Consider the following 15,342-nt stretch of genomic DNA (forward strand, 5'->3'; position numbering starts at 1 on the left):
AATGAAGCTTGCTCTTTTTTCTGATACGTTCCACCCACAAATTAACGGAGTTGCTCGTACGTTAAAAAGATTTACGAGTTACCTAGAAACCAATGGAGTTGACTATAAAGTTATCATGCCTTCATTTGAAGAGGTTCAAGAAACAGAGGGCAAACAATATTATGCAATGAAAAGCCTGCCACTCTTTCTATATCCGGAGTGCAGGCTTGCCATACCTCAGTTTAAAGCCTTGAACGATGAACTGAATACATTTAAACCTGATCTCCTCCATATTGCGACTCCTTTTAATATTGGCCTGTTCGGAATGAGATACGGTAAAAAAGAAAGCATTCCCATGGTTGCCTCCTATCATACTCATTTTGACCGCTACCTTGCTTACTACCATCTAGATTTCTTATCCCCCTTGCTCTGGCGTTATCTGCAATGGTTTCATAAACCTTTTGAAAAGATCTTTGTTCCAAGTGAAGAAACACGGAAGATTTTATACACAAAAAGCTTTACTTCTATTGAAATATGGTCCAGAGGAGTTGACTGTATGATGTTCACACCTCAAAATCGAGATTTCCATGTTCGTGAAGAATATAAGATTACACAGAAGTATATCTTCTTGTTCGTGGGAAGACTAGCACCTGAAAAGGATCTAAACATCCTCAAAGAAATGATAGATAAGCTGCCATCCCCTTTGAGCGAGAATGTTCATTGGCTGATTGTGGGTGACGGACCAAGTCGCCGTGATGTCGAACAGTGGGAAACTGAATATGGCAATGTAACATGTGCAGGCTATCTATCTGGAGAAGATCTTGCGCGGGTTTATGCTTCAGCCGACCTTTTCGTCTTCCCTTCTTCTACAGAGACGTTCGGCAATGTTGTTTTAGAAGCAGCTGCCTCTGGGTTACCTGCTATCGTGTCTGATTCTGGCGGAGTAGCTGAAATTGTTCAAGACGGTGTAACGGGTAGAATCTGCAAAGCTAGAGAAGCGGACTCATTCATACAAAATATCGTTTCTATTATGGAAGATCCTATGCTCTTAGGCTCTATGAAACGAAAAGCAAGAAATTATGCGATGACTCAATCTTGGTCAGCTATTTTCGGGAACCTTTTAATGCAGTATGAAGAAGTTATTTATACGAAGAATAAAAATAAAACGATCATTGCGTAGCAGGTGAATAGGGTAATAGGATTTGAAAATATGAGGATAAAATAAACGTATCTTCCAAATGAACATTAGCGATTAAGATGTTCGTTTGGAAGATACACAAATTTTTTTTACGAGGTAATTACAATTATATCCACAGATAAAGAACATTTATCCGTAAAACTAGCGAATAATTCCGTACATAAAATTTTTTATCCGATTTTCGACATAGCCTTCTAAAATAACTAAAAAAACCAGACTCCCAAAAGGAAGTCTGGTTTAACATGTTATTAAATATTTGCTTGTTTCTTAAGCTCTGCAGCCTTATCTGTGTTCTCCCAAGGAAGGTTGATGTCAGTACGTCCAAAGTGGCCGTATGCAGCAGTTTGCTTGTAGATCGGACGGCGAAGATCAAGCATCTTAATGATTCCAGCCGGACGAAGGTCGAAGTTGTTGCGAACTAGTTCTACAAGAACTTCTTCAGAAACTTTACCTGTTTCAAACGTGTTTACAGCGATTGATACTGGTTGAGCAACACCAATTGCATAAGCAAGCTGAACTTCAACTTTGTCAGCAAGACCTGATGCTACGATGTTTTTAGCAACATAACGAGCAGCATAAGCAGCAGAACGGTCAACTTTAGTTGCGTCCTTACCAGAGAATGCACCACCACCGTGACGAGCATATCCACCGTATGTATCTACGATGATTTTACGGCCAGTAAGTCCAGCATCACCTTGTGGTCCGCCGATTACGAAACGGCCCGTTGGGTTGATGAAGTATTTTGTGTTCTCGTCGATCAGTTCAGCAGGAACAACCGGCGTGATTACTTTTTCTTTGATGTCTCTTTGAATTTCTTCAAGTGTGTTCTCAGGGTGATGCTGAGTAGAAATTACGATTGTGTCAATACGAACAGGTTTGTCGTTCTCATCATATTCAACAGTTACTTGAGTTTTTCCATCTGGACGCAAGTAAGGAATCTCTTCAGACTTACGAACCTCTGTAAGACGACGAGATAATTTATGAGCTAGTGAGATTGGTAGAGGCATAAGCTCTTCTGTCTCGTTACAAGCATATCCGAACATTAGACCTTGGTCACCTGCACCGATCGCTTCGATCTCAGCATCTGTCATAGAACCTTCTCTTGCTTCAAGAGCTTGGTCAACACCCATCGCGATATCAGCAGATTGCTCATCGATAGAAGTTAGTACTGCACATGTTTCAGAATCGAAACCATATTTGGCACGGTCATAACCGATTTCTTTAATTGTCTCACGTACAACTTTTGGGATATCTACATAAGTAGAAGTTGTGATCTCACCTGCAACAAGTACAAGACCTGTAGTTACAGATGTTTCACATGCTACACGAGCATTTGCATCATTAGCTAAAATTTCATCTAGAATCGCATCTGAGATTTGGTCACAGATTTTATCTGGATGGCCTTCTGTAACGGATTCTGATGTAAATAAACGACGACTAACTTTTTTGGACAAGTTAATATCCTCCCTTTAACTGCTTTTGAGTATGATACGGTACTTTATTCTTATCTATTTTACACAGTTTATGTTCTTAACCTGAAAAAGGCATAAAAAAAGCCCTTCCCTGTCTCACATACATTCACGAGGGAAAAGGTTTATAAAACCAAAATGCCTTCAACCTCTTATTGTCCAAGGTTATTTTCACCTTGCAGGTTAGCACCTTTTCATTTCCAGTAGCGTTATTATTGCCACTTTCATGTCGGTTGCTGGGTTTCATAGGGCCTGTCCCTCCACCTACTCAGAATAAGAGTAGCCGTTCTCGAAATATGATAGCGTAATGCTTCACCTCTGTCAATAGAAAACCCTATGAATAGCAATAAGTTTGGAGTATTATATTCTATAGAATGAAAGCGTTTTAAATAAGATGGATAATTCACAACTTTTTGTTCTTTTTTTCAGAAGTAAGAACTTTTTTGATGCACTTTCATAAAATAGTATACATTATTTAAATCAATGTGTTATACTAATTTTCGAATATATCACTCTAGGATAAAGGATGGTACTGTCTCATATGAATACATTGGAATTTACGACAACCTTAAACGATCTTGTGACCCGTGAAACAACTCACCAGAACTTACCTGTTCCGGTTTTAGTAGAAAAATCTCTTCAGCGCAACGAGGGCATCCTTACATCCACAGGAGCACTTCAAGCTACAACGGGGAAATACACAGGCCGTTCCCCTGAGGATAAATTTATCGTTGAAGATGCTTCCATTAAAGATTCAATCGATTGGGGAAAGGTAAATAAACCATTTTCACCAGAAAACTTTGATAAATTATACAAAAAAGTACTCCAATACTTAAGCAATAAAGAAGAACTATTCGTATTTAAAGGGTTTGCTGGTGCGGACCGCGAGTATCGCCTTCCTATCCAAGTAATTAACGAGTATGCATGGCATAACCTTTTTGCTCACCAAATGTTTGTGCGCCCGAACCACGATGAGCTAGGTTCTCATGAATCTCAATTCACAGTGATTTCAGCACCAGGATTTCAAGCTAATCCGGCTGAAGATGGAACTAACTCAGAAACATTTATTATCGTCTCTTTTGAAAAGAAAATTGTCCTTATCGGTGGTACTGAGTACGCAGGTGAAATCAAAAAATCTGTATTCTCTGTCATGAACTACATTCTTCCTGAAAAAGGCATCCTATCTATGCACTGCTCTGCCAACGTTGGGAATGAAGGAGATGTAGCTTTATTCTTCGGACTTTCTGGAACTGGTAAAACTACATTATCAGCTGATCCGAACCGTCGCTTAATCGGAGATGATGAGCATGGTTGGGCTAACACCGGTGTCTTCAATATCGAAGGTGGATGCTATGCTAAAACAATCGATCTTTCTAAAGAAAAAGAACCACAGATCTGGAATGCGATTCGTTTTGGAAGCGTTTTAGAGAATGTTATGATCGATCCCGTTACAAGAGAAGCGGATTATAAAGATTCTTCACTAACAGAAAACACACGTGCTGCTTATCCTGTTGATGCTATTCCTAATATTATTCAACCAAGTGTCGCAGGTCACCCGAATACAATCATCTTCTTAACTGCTGATGCATTCGGTGTACTGCCTCCGATCAGCAAACTTACTAAAGAACAAGCGATGTATCATTTCCTATCAGGATACACGAGCAAACTTGCAGGAACAGAAAGAGGCGTAACATCACCACAAGCTACTTTCTCAACTTGCTTTGGCGCTCCATTCCTGCCACTTCCTGCTACCGTTTATGCTGAGATGCTTGGCAAGAAAATTGATCAGCACAATGTTCAAGTTTACCTTGTTAACACAGGCTGGTCTGGTGGAGAGTACGGTATTGGAAGTCGTATGAACCTAGGTCATACACGTGCAATGGTGCAGGCTGCTCTAGAAGGCGAGCTTGCCTCAGTTGAAACAGTAGTAGATCCTATTTTTGGGCTTCATATCCCAACACATTGCCCTGGGGTACCGGACCAAGTTCTTCAACCGAAGAAAACATGGAGTGATCAAGACGCTTATGATGTGAAAGCGAAAGAACTTGCTGGTCAATTTAATGCGAACTTTGAAAAATTCAAGTCTGTTTCAGCTGAGATTTCTCAAGCTGGACCGCTCGTTTAATACACGGAATAATGACCTTCCATTCTAGCGATGGAAGGTTTTTTCATTTATGAAAAGGAGCTAAAATCTCATTCAGCTCCTTTTCCATGTCCTTTCATCCATGCGCATAAAGCATATGTAATCTTCCGGTTCTCTTTTGGAGGAAAATAATGGGTGTACTCCGGATAGATCCATGTTTCACATGGCTTTTTGAGTTCTTTTAATCTTTTTTCTATCTTAAGTGTGTGTTCGACCGTTACATTCTCATCCTTCATACCGTGAATGCAAAGTAAGGGTGTATCTAATTCTTCACAATAATTAAGCGGCGATCGCCATTCAAATTCTTCTGGATATTTCTCTGGTGTTCCTCCAATAACTCTCTTCATCATCCTGCGCAGATCCTCTCTCTCTGCATAGGTGATAGCCATATCAGTCACACCGCCCCATGTTACGACAGAACGTATCTCAGGATATTTCATTGCCGTAAACAAGGCCATAGGACCGCCACGAGAAAATCCGAACACATGAATGTCCTCTTCATCTACTTTTGGAAACTGCTTCAAAACTTCATAAGCTGCAAATGCATCTGTTCGATCTTCCCCAGCAAAATCTTCGTTGCCTTCCCCCCCTAGATTTCCACGATAATAGGGAGCCATCACAACAAATCCTTGTGAGGCAAACTGAATGATCCTAGCAATTCTGACCATGCCAACGGACTTGATTCCGCCCCTGAGATAAAGGAAACCCGGAAAAGGTCCTTTCCCTTCTGGTAATGCTGCTAGTCCTTTTATTTTTAACCCATCATTTAAATAAGTAACTACATACAAACGAATGGTAGGATGCGGAGAAGGAAATCGCTGCCACTCTATCATTTTTGCCTTTTTCATTCCTACACTCCTTTATTTTTGTGGGCAAACACACATTTGCACCAATCACATACATTATTACATAAAAGTCATGACTTCATTCCTATGTGCAGGAGGATCCAATATGAAATATTTCAAAAGAAAACTAATGCTACTTTTTACTTGTTTACTAGCTTTCTCCATGCTGCTGGCAGGGTGCAATACCTCAAGCCCTAAAAAAGATAAGATCAGAATCGCCGAAGTAACACGATCCATTTTTTACGCTCCACAATATGTTGCCATAGAAAAAGGCTTTTTTAAAGAAGAAGGTTTGGACGTTGAGCTGACTACGACCTGGGGCGGCGACAAAACGATGACGGCTCTTCTATCTGATGGAGCAGACGTAGCACTCGTTGGTTCTGAAACAACAATCTATGTACATGCACAAGAATCGACTGACCCTGTTATTAACTTTGCACAACTCACTCAGACAGACGGTACTTTCTTGGTTGCAAGGAAAAAGCCGGAATTCTTTTCGTGGGATCAATTAAAAGGCAGTACTTTCTTAGGTCAGCGTAAAGGTGGAATGCCACAGATGGCAGGTGAGTTTGGTATAAAGAAACACGGGATCGATCCTAAGAATGATCTAACAATGATTCAAAATATTGATTTTGCCAATATTGCAAACGCCTTTGCATCTGGAACTGGAGATTACGTTCAATTATTCGAGCCGCAAGCAAGTCTTTTTGAGCAAGAAGGAATTGGGCACATTGTCGCTTCGTTCGGTGCCGAGTCCGGGAAGATTCCTTATACAACATTCATGTCAAAACAAAGCTATATAAAAGAAAACAAAGAAACATTGGAGAAATTTACAAAAGGCTTATATAAAGCACAGTTATGGGTCGAGAACCATTCGGCAAAAGAGATCGCAAAAGTAATCGCACCATATTTTGAAGATACCCCTGTGGAACTTATTGAAACCGTTGTGGACCGATACAAGAATCAACACAGTTTCGCTCTTAACCCGATATTAGATGAAGAAGAGTGGAACAACTTACAGACTATTATGGATGAAGCGGGAGAACTTCCGAAGAAAGTGGATTATAACATTCTTGTTGATACTCAAATAGCTAAGAAAGCCATTAAATAAGAGAACTTACGTCTCTGCATAATGAGACAGCTACAAAAATGAGCTTCTTGTTGCATTTTTACACGAGAAGCTTTACTGATGATTTGCTGAGATTACAAATAAAAATTCAGGAGGGATCGTCGTGGCTTTATTACAACTAAAATCTGTCGGGCAAACTTACTTTTCAAAAACGTCTGCCACAACGGCCTTAGAAGATATTTCGCTTTCTGTACAAGAAGGCGAGTTTATATCCTTACTGGGACCAAGCGGGTGCGGTAAATCTACACTTCTATCTATGATCGCTGGTCTATTAACACCAACGGTCGGATCGGTAATGGTGAATAATCAACAAATTACTTCTCCGCACCCAAAAATCGGTTACATGCTACAGCAAGACTATCTATTTCCATGGAAAACGATCCAGGATAACATAACGCTTGGTTTAAAACTGAGGAATCAGCATTCCTTAGAAAACGTTCAATCCGCTATACGACTTCTTAAAGAGATCGGGCTTGATCATACATTAACAAAATTTCCTTCAGAGCTTTCTGGAGGTATGAGACAGAGGGTGGCGCTCGTTCGCACACTCGCTACACAGCCTAAGATTCTCTTGCTCGATGAGCCCTTCTCAGCACTCGATTACCAAACAAAGTTAAAGCTTGAAGATCTCGTATCCTCAACTCTAAAAGAACATGGAAAAACAGCTATCTTAGTTACACATGATATCGGTGAGGCCATCGCGATGAGTGATACTGTTATCCTGTTATCAACAAATCCTGGACGTATTTTCAGGACGTTTAAAATGCCAGAAACATTAAGAGATCTCCCTCCCTTTGAAGCTCGTCAGCATCCAGACTTTTCAGCAACCTTTCAGCAAATATGGGAGGAGTTGGAGCACATTGAACAAAACGATAAAGAGTAAGATTCACCACGAGTATCTTGAATCGATAAAAAAAGAAAATCGAAATATACGTCTTGTTCAACTATTTATTTTTATCAGCTTTTTCTTGTTATGGGAAGTTGCCTCTCTACGAGGTTGGATCAATCCTTTACTGTTTAGTTCACCAACGAAGATAGGGTCTCTTTTTATAGAAAAGGTTAGTGATGGATCACTTTATATTCACGTAATATTCACTCTAGGCGAGACCGTATTAGGATTTATATTAGGTACACTGCTTGGGACTTTACTTGCAGCCCTGCTTTGGTGGTCTCCATTTCTATCTAAAGTCCTTGATCCCTATCTTGTTGTTTTAAACGCCATGCCTAAAGTAGCGTTAGGGCCTATATTGATCGTTGCAATCGGCCCGAACTTCGGTTCAATCATCGCTATGGGAATTTTAATCTCGATCATCATAACGACCCTCGTCGTCTATACGGCGTTTCAAAATGTGGACCCTAACTATATTAAAGTGGTCCGATCTTTTGGAGGAAATAAAAAACAGTGCTTTAAGGAGGTAATCCTTCCAGCCTGTTTTCCGAATATCATATCATCTTTAAAAGTAAATGTGGGGTTGTCATGGGTAGGTGTTATCGTAGGTGAGTTCCTTGTCTCAAAACAAGGCTTAGGGTACATGATTATCTACGGATTCCAAGTCTTTAACTTCACACTCGTGCTGATGAGTCTCTTGATCATTGCCGTTATGGCTACCATCATGTATCAAGGAGTCGAATGGCTTGAGCGAAAACTTATTAAACACCGAATATGATCTAACAATCTAGGCCAGGGAATGCAGAAGGGCGTATTTCATACTCTCCTTTAGCACCTGGTCTTTCATCATAAAACTGAACGCCTTATCAGTGGATACATCTTCAGGTAACTCACTCATTAAGACTGGCCCGTTCGTTTCAAAATAACGATGTTTTAAAAGAATCTTATCCACAGTCGCAACATAAATATTCTTAATGATCTTTCCGCCTTTACCATCGACAAAGTACTGACCAATATACTTAAGATCGGATACTCTTCCACCCGTTTCTTCAAAAACTTCCCGAACTGCTGCTTCGTCTGCGGTTTCTCCTGGTTCTACTTTTCCACCTGGAAATTCAATTCCACGTCTCGGATGTTCTGTCAGCAACCATTGATCTTTAAATTTACACAAACACCACACATGTTTAGGCGTATCCGAAAAGGGGTGGTCTGAAAACGACAATTGTACAGTGTTGTTATAAAAATCTTTAAATGTAATTATATCCATCACACTACTCCATCTCGACTGTTTCCTTTATTGTAAAGTTCACAACATTTAAAGTCCATTTGTTTTAATTGCTACTCTTTATACGTACGCTTCTAAAGAGCTAATAACTTCCTCTTTCTATTATGTAACAATCCTAGTCTATTCAATCTAATCGTAAAAAAACATGGGTGGTAAAACCCATGTTTAATCTACTGATGTAAATGTAATAATCCATTTCCCGTTCATATACTCAAATCCTAATGTAATTTCATAAGAACCATAAAGATCAGACTCATTTTTTTGGTGAACTCTATAAGAATGATCTGAAAGCTGTTTAATTATTACAGGTTCACTTTCTTCTAACCATGGTGGAAGTTCAGTTGGAATAATATACAAGGAGCTTTCTCGTTCCTCAAATAATCCATCCGTATAATAAGCAGCTAGATCTTTAGACACAAAATTCGTTAAGTATGTCATATATTCTTCTTTATTAGAATAATTTAAAACCCTATAGTTTTCATCCGTTTCTTGCTTTAATGCTTCAATAAAGAGATTCGCCTGTTTCTTCGCGATATCCTCCGTAAATGCAGGTGCAGTTTGTTTTTCTTTCGTTTCTTCAGCCGTTACTGGCTGAGTGATAATCTTGTCCGAGGCACCGGACTTCTCTTGAACGTTTTCAGGAATGTTAGGGACAATGATGAATGATAGCATAACAGCCAAACATAGTGCTAGAAAAGCTTTCATGATAGTTCACCGCCTGACATTGTTTTCTTACTATAATCTATTCACTGATTTCGGAATTCTAAACCCTTTTTAAGCAAAAGATGAAAGTGCTACCATAAATAATCACATGAACCTCTCTAACTTGCTCTTTTATATTTTTTACTTTTCTTACCGATCTCATACAATCCTGTGGCGGCTAAGCCCGCGATTCCTCCAGACCATAACCGTAGCTCTACATTCATCTCTGTAACAGGGGCAGCTAACAATCCAATCATCAATCCCATAAAAAAACTAGTAATGGGTATATATTTTTTCGGAATCGGGAAAGTACGTTTTAAGAGCTCCATCATAGCTGTCACTAAAGGAGCTAATAGTGATGAAAACATGAGTACTTGCTCCAACAGGACCACCCCCCTTTTCATTAGCACGACCTTCCTTTAGTAACTTAAAGATTCAAGCTTCATAACTTATTTCCTGCCAAAATAAAAAATTACTTTTTGTCCTAAGCGTTATATAACAGATCGCATAAAATAAAGTGCCATGATTTTTTTCGGTTATTTTATTGAATTGAGTCAATACTATTGGTAACGAAAGGCAAGACAGGAGTGAGTTTTATGGTAAAAGGCGATGATCTTTTTTTAATACGCTTAGAAGCAAATGAAATTTCTTGGTGGGAGTATGCTAGAAATGTCTCACCAGTTTCCAGACCAAAACAATATTTAACGTATTGGTCATTCTTAAAAAACAGAGGTAAATTACCTAGAAGATTAGTAAAAGAAGCTGAATGGCGTATGGAAGCCAGAAGAAAAGGATTATTAGATACTTAACGTAAAAAGCAAAAGACCCTTGAGAAAAGGCCTTTTGCTTTATTTTTTAATTATGTAATTTTTTTAAAAGTCCGTTCAGTCTTCTTACTTTTGATTCATAATCTGGCTTGAGCTCGTATTCTAGATCTTTTAGCTCAGAATCAACAACTTCATATGCATACCCTTGACTCAACAGTGCTTCAATTAACAATTCTTTTTCATCATCGGTAAGGTTTATCCTCAATTTATCCAATTGTTAATCCCCCTCTCATTCATAAATCCATTATAACGTGAGGGTTCTATGCTTATCCTTACTAAAAATTTGGAAATTTTGCAATTCAGTATTTAACTCGTGATAACCACCCAAGCGATAGCACCTAAAATGATTAGGATATTTGTAAAAACATCTATGATTCTGTTATCTTTTTTAAGCTGGCTTCTAGTGAAAAACAGTAAAAGTGTTAGAAAAAAAATTGTTGCAAAATAAAAACCAATCGCTGACCATGAAAAGAATAATAAGTGCTGATTCAATGATATCCCCCCTAAATGATTTCATAAATCGAAGGATAATGTCGTAAGGTAGCTGGCTGGCATATTTGGAAAATGAAGCCCCTTTAGCTTTGCGTCCTCACTTTTCAATGAGTTTGCCTTTATCAAACGATATATGGCGATATGTTTTAGCCATTTTGGATAAATCCCACAAGACATTCTTCCTATTTTATAGGTATATTATATCAGAAAATAGTTAAGAAGACTCATTATTTTTTTACTATTTAAACGATTTAGCTTATATGATTTTCTTGATCAATAAATTGAGCATTCTTCCATTCTAACTCTAGTTCACTTAATGTAAAATCAGTTAGATACCTATGGTCTTCATACCCATACAAACCTCTATGAATTAGATGCTGGATGAGTCGTTGTTTACGTCCTTCAACCGCTCGACGCAGTTGTCCTTTCTGCGAATCCATATAAAATCTTCTCCTTTTTGTGAATCATCATTGTTATCCATTCTAACCACATAAAAGAAGATTCAAGCCTGCTAAGCAAACAAAAAAGTTCCTTATACAAAAAGGAACTTCACACGAGATTATTGCTAGTGTAAGACAGATTTACTCCATTGTTCATAAACCGAATTAGGGGCATTCCAGCATAGCCAGGAAACCATGGTTTTAATTCCATGTTGACTTACTTCCCAGTACTCCCAGCGTCGTTTGGAGAGATTTTCATAAATTCCTGTTTCATTCACCCAACCGTCCATATTAAACGCCTCCTATTCATCTGCTTTATAAAAAATTCTTTTTTCTTTCGTAATTTCCTCTTTTTTACGGTTTGTAAAACTTCGACAAAAGGAAACATAAATTTACATGAACCTGTTGTTATTGTACTAATAAATAATACATGTCATACATAACAAGGAGATATAAATGAAACTATGGGGATTACCAACTCTAGATCTAGCAAAAGATCTCTTAGGAATGAAACTGATACATATCCATGAAGACGTAATAACATCGGGATACATCGTGGAAACTGAAGCCTATCTAGGCCCTGAAGATCGAGCTGCGCATTCCTATAACAATCGAAGAACAGCTAGAACAGAAGTGATGTACGGTGAAGCAGGTACAATTTACACCTATTTTATTTATGGGATGCATGTTTGCTTTAATATCGTTTCCGGACCCGTTAATAAACCTGAAGCCATACTAATTAGAGCACTGCAACCAATTGAAGGAATAGAAATAATGAAGGAAAGAAGAGCGAGCGTAAAGAATGAGGTTCAGCTTACGAATGGTCCAGGTAAACTGAGCAAAGCAATGGGGTTCACATTGAATGATAATGGTAAAAAAATGAATCAGGAAAATATACGGATAGAACAAGGAATTGAATTAGTACCAAATGAAATAATCTCTGGCCCACGCATAGGTATACACTATGCCGAAGAAGCTGTTCATTATCCTTATCGGTTCTGGATAAAAAACAACCCTTACGTATCACGTTAATACGCAGGGTTGTTTTCTTTGTTCGTTGAAACCGTAACATCCTCTTCCCGCATGTAATCAACCGCTGTTGTCCGATTGGTATCTTGCATCCATGCTAGATGATGATACGTTTGTTTTTTCATAGCAACGTATTTTGCTTGCATAATGAACAACCAGAAAAGGATGAACAACGTTGTTTTCAATACATTTTCCGCAGTAAGCGCAGCCGCCTCGATCGGTAGAACATTCACTGTTATACTTGAAAGCACTCCAATCACAACAGCTCCCAAGATGAACAATGGCTGGTTCGTACGTAAAAATTTCAGTCGATGCTGCAAGTAGTTCTGGATGGATAAACGTTCTTGAGCATTGAACTGGAGGTATCTGCTTTTAGCTGATTTGGCATTGGCCACTAAACCTTTAGATCGATCTTTCTTCCAAAGGGATTTCATAAATAGGGTGAATTCTATATCACTAGCGGGTTCGTTATTCATTTTTCTGTGAATAAAATTATGAGCTTGATAATAAGTAATTGCATTCTGTACAAGCCTTAGTAATACGTAGCCTGTGATGATCGTGAGTGAAAAGACAAACCAAAAAGAGTTCATCGCGCTCTCTGTTAACTCGATGATAGGATTAATAGCGGTTTGAATCTGTACCCATATGATCTTTGCTGCAAGCGTTAGTATCTCTAGCCATTTTTCCAAGAAGATCACTCCGAAATCTCATTAAGTATCTTCTTATTTTACCATGATTTTTCATTAGTGCTTACATTTATTTACTCAACATTTGTAAACTAGGGAAATGGGCATACAAAAAGGCCGCAGGTATATGTATACACCGCGGCCTTTTGAAGTGATTATTTATGCACTAACTTCTTGTTCACGAGTCCCAAGATGTTTGTCTTCGCCTTTATCAACGATTACAGCACAAGCAGCATCACCAGTGATGTTAACAGCTGTTCTAAGCATATCAAGAAGTCTATCAACACCTAGGATTAAGGCAATACCCTCGACAGGTAATCCTACAGAGTTCAATACCATCGCTAACATGATCAATCCAACTCCAGGAACACCAGCTGTACCGATACTAGCAAGCACTGCCGTTAAAATAACAGTAAGCATCTGTGTTAAACCTAAGTTAACATCGTATACTTGAGCGATAAAAATCGTCGCAACACCTTGCATGATAGCTGTTCCATCCATGTTAATCGTTGCACCAAGCGGCTGTACAAAACCACTTATCGATTTTCGAACACCTAAATTCTCTTGAGCTGTTTTCATTGAGATTGGAAGTGTTGCATTTGAACTAGACGTACTAAATCCAACTGACATTGCCGGCGCAAAGCCTTTAAAGAACCAGAGCGGGCTCTTCTTTGCAAATAGAGCAATTGAACCACCATACGCGACAACAGAGTGGATGAATAAAGCTAAAATAACTACGCTCATGTATAAGCCCATCGCTTTGATAGCATCCATTCCTTGACTTCCTACCGCTGAAGCAATCAATGCAAAAGCACCATATGGAGCAAATTTCATAATTAGGTTTACAAGATACATCATAATGTCGTTACCTTGTTCAATTAAATCCATAATACCTTTTGTTTTGCTTCCCAACATCGTTAAAGCAAATCCTACAAATACGGAAAACGCGATAATTTGAAGCATGTTTCCTTCAGCCATCGATTGAATTGGATTAGTAGGAATAATGTTCAGCAACGTGTCCGTAACTGCTGGCGCTTCTTGTTGCTCAAACTTAGCACCTTCTGTTTTAAAGTCCCCTACACCTGGTTGAAAGATAAGCGCTAAAGCCATCGCGATCGTAATCGCAATTGTTGTAGTTCCTAAGAAGAACCCAACCGTTTTGGCACCCACTCTTCCAAGTTTCTTCGGATCACCTAATCCCGCAGTTCCAAGTACGATTGAGAAAAAAACAATTGGAACAACTAACATTTTAATAAGGTTTAAGAATAATGTCCCGACTGGCTTTAAAACGTATTTATCCAGTGTTGAAAAAGCATCTGGTACAGCTAGATTAAGAATTAATCCCGCGACAACCCCAAGTGCAAGTGCAATTAAAATTTTTGTAGACAATTTCATAATAAAGTACCCCCTTTGTTAAAATCTTCTCACTATTTAGTGTGCAGTACGATGAAGAAATTTTATACTAATACATGCCCTATTTGTTGCATATAAAAACCCACCGAAAATAGAGAGGATTTTCCGTGGGAATACACCGCAACACATAGACTGAGCCCATGTATAGAGTTCTCTCTCCAAAAACGCTTACGAGGTTAGCTGTCGGATTAGGAAATTGAGAGTTGTCCCTTTTGTGTATGCACAAATTCATCCCTAGGCTTTATAAGCCATATCGTGGTTCCCCCGCTTCAAGATATTCTATAGAATAGAACATCCGAATTCAGCGAATCATATATAATATGCTCTAATTTTATCAACATACATAAATTTTTGTCAAGAATACTCACTATGCTTATTTATTCCAATTAATTGTTTCATGATGAATGTTTTTCCATATTCTCACTTCTACCCCAAAAGCATATAGAAAAAAACGAATTATATATAAGGTTCTATTTTTCAGGGAGGTATTGTAAATGAAAATCGTATTTTATGAAAAAGGTGAATTAAGTATAATCGTTGGAGCATCCAAATTAAAAGGTGAACTTACGATTGAACAAATAAAGAACGAAAGCGAAAAGAAAGCAAAAGAATTAGGTGAATTATTAGGAAGAGAAATCGGATTTTTAATCGATATGAACGGTAAATTAGATACTCAATTTAAAAAATAAGGCTGTTTAAAACATAGTTTCTTTTGGAAGTGTGGATTTCCGTTCCAGGCTGCTCGCTTTCCATGGGGCAGGCGTGAACCACATTCGTACGTGTCACTTTACCACTCCAATCAACAGTTATATAGGC

Annotated in this window: 19 protein-coding genes and 3 riboswitches; of the genes, 8 read left to right on the forward strand and 11 right to left on the reverse strand. The window is 38.5% G+C overall.

All coding sequences use genetic code 11. The features are described 5' to 3' along the window. Position 1 precedes the first annotated feature (1 nt). On the forward strand, positions 2-1,159 hold the full coding sequence (locus IHV09_RS20200) for a glycosyltransferase family 4 protein (protein ID WP_197265351.1): 1,158 nt from the start codon (positions 2-4) through the stop codon (positions 1,157-1,159). 266 nt (positions 1,160-1,425) lie between these two features. Here the strand turns inward: IHV09_RS20200 and metK are convergent, their stop codons facing one another. Beyond that, on the reverse strand, positions 1,426-2,631 hold the full coding sequence (metK, locus tag IHV09_RS20205; protein ID WP_197131813.1) for a methionine adenosyltransferase: 1,206 nt from the start codon (positions 2,629-2,631) through the stop codon (positions 1,426-1,428). Between the two features lie 164 nt (positions 2,632-2,795). Next, positions 2,796-2,926: riboswitch (SAM riboswitch) on the reverse strand. 261 nt (positions 2,927-3,187) lie between these two features. Between metK and pckA the strand changes: the two genes are divergently transcribed. Continuing rightward, the gene (pckA, locus tag IHV09_RS20210) at positions 3,188-4,771 is read left to right on the forward strand and encodes a phosphoenolpyruvate carboxykinase (ATP) (protein WP_197265352.1); all 1,584 of its coding nucleotides are present in this window, start codon (positions 3,188-3,190) and stop codon (positions 4,769-4,771) included. A 68-nt stretch (positions 4,772-4,839) separates the two neighbouring features. Here pckA and IHV09_RS20215 read toward each other — a convergent pair whose 3' ends face one another. Next, entirely contained in the window at positions 4,840-5,637 is a 798-nt protein-coding gene (locus IHV09_RS20215) for an alpha/beta hydrolase family protein (RefSeq protein ID WP_197193610.1), read from the reverse strand. Between the two features lie 160 nt (positions 5,638-5,797). On the opposite strand from IHV09_RS20215, the gene IHV09_RS20220 reads away from it, so the two are divergent. The 3 genes from IHV09_RS20220 to IHV09_RS20230 all read left to right on the forward strand — a co-directional run bounded on the left by IHV09_RS20220 (position 5,798) and on the right by IHV09_RS20230 (position 8,430). Beyond that, positions 5,798-6,745: an ABC transporter substrate-binding protein gene (locus IHV09_RS20220; RefSeq protein ID WP_370569009.1), complete on the forward strand. Its 948-nt coding sequence runs from the start codon at positions 5,798-5,800 to the stop codon at positions 6,743-6,745. Positions 6,746-6,866: 121 nt separating this feature from the next. Beyond that, on the forward strand, positions 6,867-7,646 hold the full coding sequence (locus tag IHV09_RS20225) for an ABC transporter ATP-binding protein (RefSeq protein WP_197131825.1): 780 nt from the start codon (positions 6,867-6,869) through the stop codon (positions 7,644-7,646). Further along, complete coding sequence (locus IHV09_RS20230) at positions 7,624-8,430, forward strand: ABC transporter permease (RefSeq protein ID WP_197189627.1); 807 nt, start codon at positions 7,624-7,626, stop codon at positions 8,428-8,430. The genes IHV09_RS20225 and IHV09_RS20230 overlap by 23 nt, the downstream gene beginning before the upstream one ends. 9 nt (positions 8,431-8,439) lie before the next feature. Here IHV09_RS20230 and ytkD read toward each other — a convergent pair whose 3' ends face one another. From ytkD to IHV09_RS20245, 3 genes are all read right to left on the reverse strand, one after another. Continuing rightward, positions 8,440-8,919, reverse strand: a complete 480-nt coding sequence (gene ytkD / locus IHV09_RS20235; protein WP_231618436.1) for an RNA deprotection pyrophosphohydrolase — start codon at positions 8,917-8,919, stop codon at positions 8,440-8,442. Between the two features lie 183 nt (positions 8,920-9,102). Then, positions 9,103-9,642 carry a hypothetical protein gene (locus tag IHV09_RS20240; RefSeq protein ID WP_197265353.1) on the reverse strand — a complete coding sequence of 180 codons (540 nt, stop codon included), beginning with the start codon at positions 9,640-9,642 and terminating at the stop codon, positions 9,103-9,105. Between the two features lie 116 nt (positions 9,643-9,758). Continuing rightward, a complete protein-coding gene (locus tag IHV09_RS20245) occupies positions 9,759-10,022 on the reverse strand; it encodes a holin (RefSeq protein ID WP_197131834.1) in 264 nt (87 codons plus the stop codon). A gap of 213 nt (positions 10,023-10,235) precedes the next feature. On the opposite strand from IHV09_RS20245, the gene IHV09_RS20250 reads away from it, so the two are divergent. After that, positions 10,236-10,448 (forward strand): hypothetical protein, encoded by a 213-nt coding sequence (locus IHV09_RS20250; protein ID WP_137788569.1) that lies wholly within the window; start codon positions 10,236-10,238, stop codon positions 10,446-10,448. A gap of 46 nt (positions 10,449-10,494) precedes the next feature. On the opposite strand, the gene abbA is transcribed toward IHV09_RS20250, so the two are convergent. The 4 genes from abbA to IHV09_RS20270 form a co-directional block, all read right to left on the reverse strand. Then, the gene (abbA, locus tag IHV09_RS20255) at positions 10,495-10,680 is read right to left on the reverse strand and encodes an antirepressor AbbA (protein ID WP_197131837.1); all 186 of its coding nucleotides are present in this window, start codon (positions 10,678-10,680) and stop codon (positions 10,495-10,497) included. 92 nt (positions 10,681-10,772) lie between these two features. After that, positions 10,773-10,958: a hypothetical protein gene (locus IHV09_RS20260; protein WP_197265354.1), complete on the reverse strand. Its 186-nt coding sequence runs from the start codon at positions 10,956-10,958 to the stop codon at positions 10,773-10,775. 44 nt (positions 10,959-11,002) lie between these two features. Then, a riboswitch (cyclic di-GMP riboswitch) is annotated at positions 11,003-11,086 on the reverse strand. A gap of 123 nt (positions 11,087-11,209) precedes the next feature. After that, on the reverse strand, positions 11,210-11,398 hold the full coding sequence (fbpA, locus tag IHV09_RS20265) for a Fur-regulated basic protein FbpA (protein WP_197131841.1): 189 nt from the start codon (positions 11,396-11,398) through the stop codon (positions 11,210-11,212). 125 nt (positions 11,399-11,523) lie between these two features. Continuing rightward, positions 11,524-11,688 (reverse strand): hypothetical protein, encoded by a 165-nt coding sequence (locus IHV09_RS20270; RefSeq protein ID WP_153237601.1) that lies wholly within the window; start codon positions 11,686-11,688, stop codon positions 11,524-11,526. A 166-nt stretch (positions 11,689-11,854) separates the two neighbouring features. On the opposite strand from IHV09_RS20270, the gene IHV09_RS20275 reads away from it, so the two are divergent. Further along, the gene (locus IHV09_RS20275) at positions 11,855-12,430 is read left to right on the forward strand and encodes a DNA-3-methyladenine glycosylase (protein ID WP_197265355.1); all 576 of its coding nucleotides are present in this window, start codon (positions 11,855-11,857) and stop codon (positions 12,428-12,430) included. Here the strand turns inward: IHV09_RS20275 and IHV09_RS20280 are convergent. Both IHV09_RS20280 and IHV09_RS20285 read right to left on the reverse strand, forming a co-directional pair. Further along, on the reverse strand, positions 12,427-13,116 hold the full coding sequence (locus IHV09_RS20280; protein ID WP_197265356.1) for a hypothetical protein: 690 nt from the start codon (positions 13,114-13,116) through the stop codon (positions 12,427-12,429). The genes IHV09_RS20275 and IHV09_RS20280 overlap by 4 nt on opposite strands. A 156-nt stretch (positions 13,117-13,272) precedes the next feature. Beyond that, a complete protein-coding gene (locus tag IHV09_RS20285) occupies positions 13,273-14,508 on the reverse strand; it encodes a dicarboxylate/amino acid:cation symporter (RefSeq protein WP_197131851.1) in 1,236 nt (411 codons plus the stop codon). Between the two features lie 168 nt (positions 14,509-14,676). Continuing rightward, positions 14,677-14,843: riboswitch (cyclic di-AMP (ydaO/yuaA leader) on the reverse strand. Positions 14,844-15,020: 177 nt separating this feature from the next. On the opposite strand from IHV09_RS20285, the gene IHV09_RS20290 reads away from it, so the two are divergent. Next, positions 15,021-15,215, forward strand: coding sequence for a hypothetical protein (locus tag IHV09_RS20290; protein WP_144698448.1), 195 nt, complete (start codon positions 15,021-15,023; stop codon positions 15,213-15,215). The last annotated feature ends 127 nt before the right edge of the window (positions 15,216-15,342 follow it).

Origin of the sequence: Fictibacillus sp. 23RED33, from assembly GCF_015903925.1 — a bacterium.
GTDB lineage: Bacteria > Bacillota > Bacilli > Bacillales > Fictibacillaceae > Fictibacillus > Fictibacillus phosphorivorans.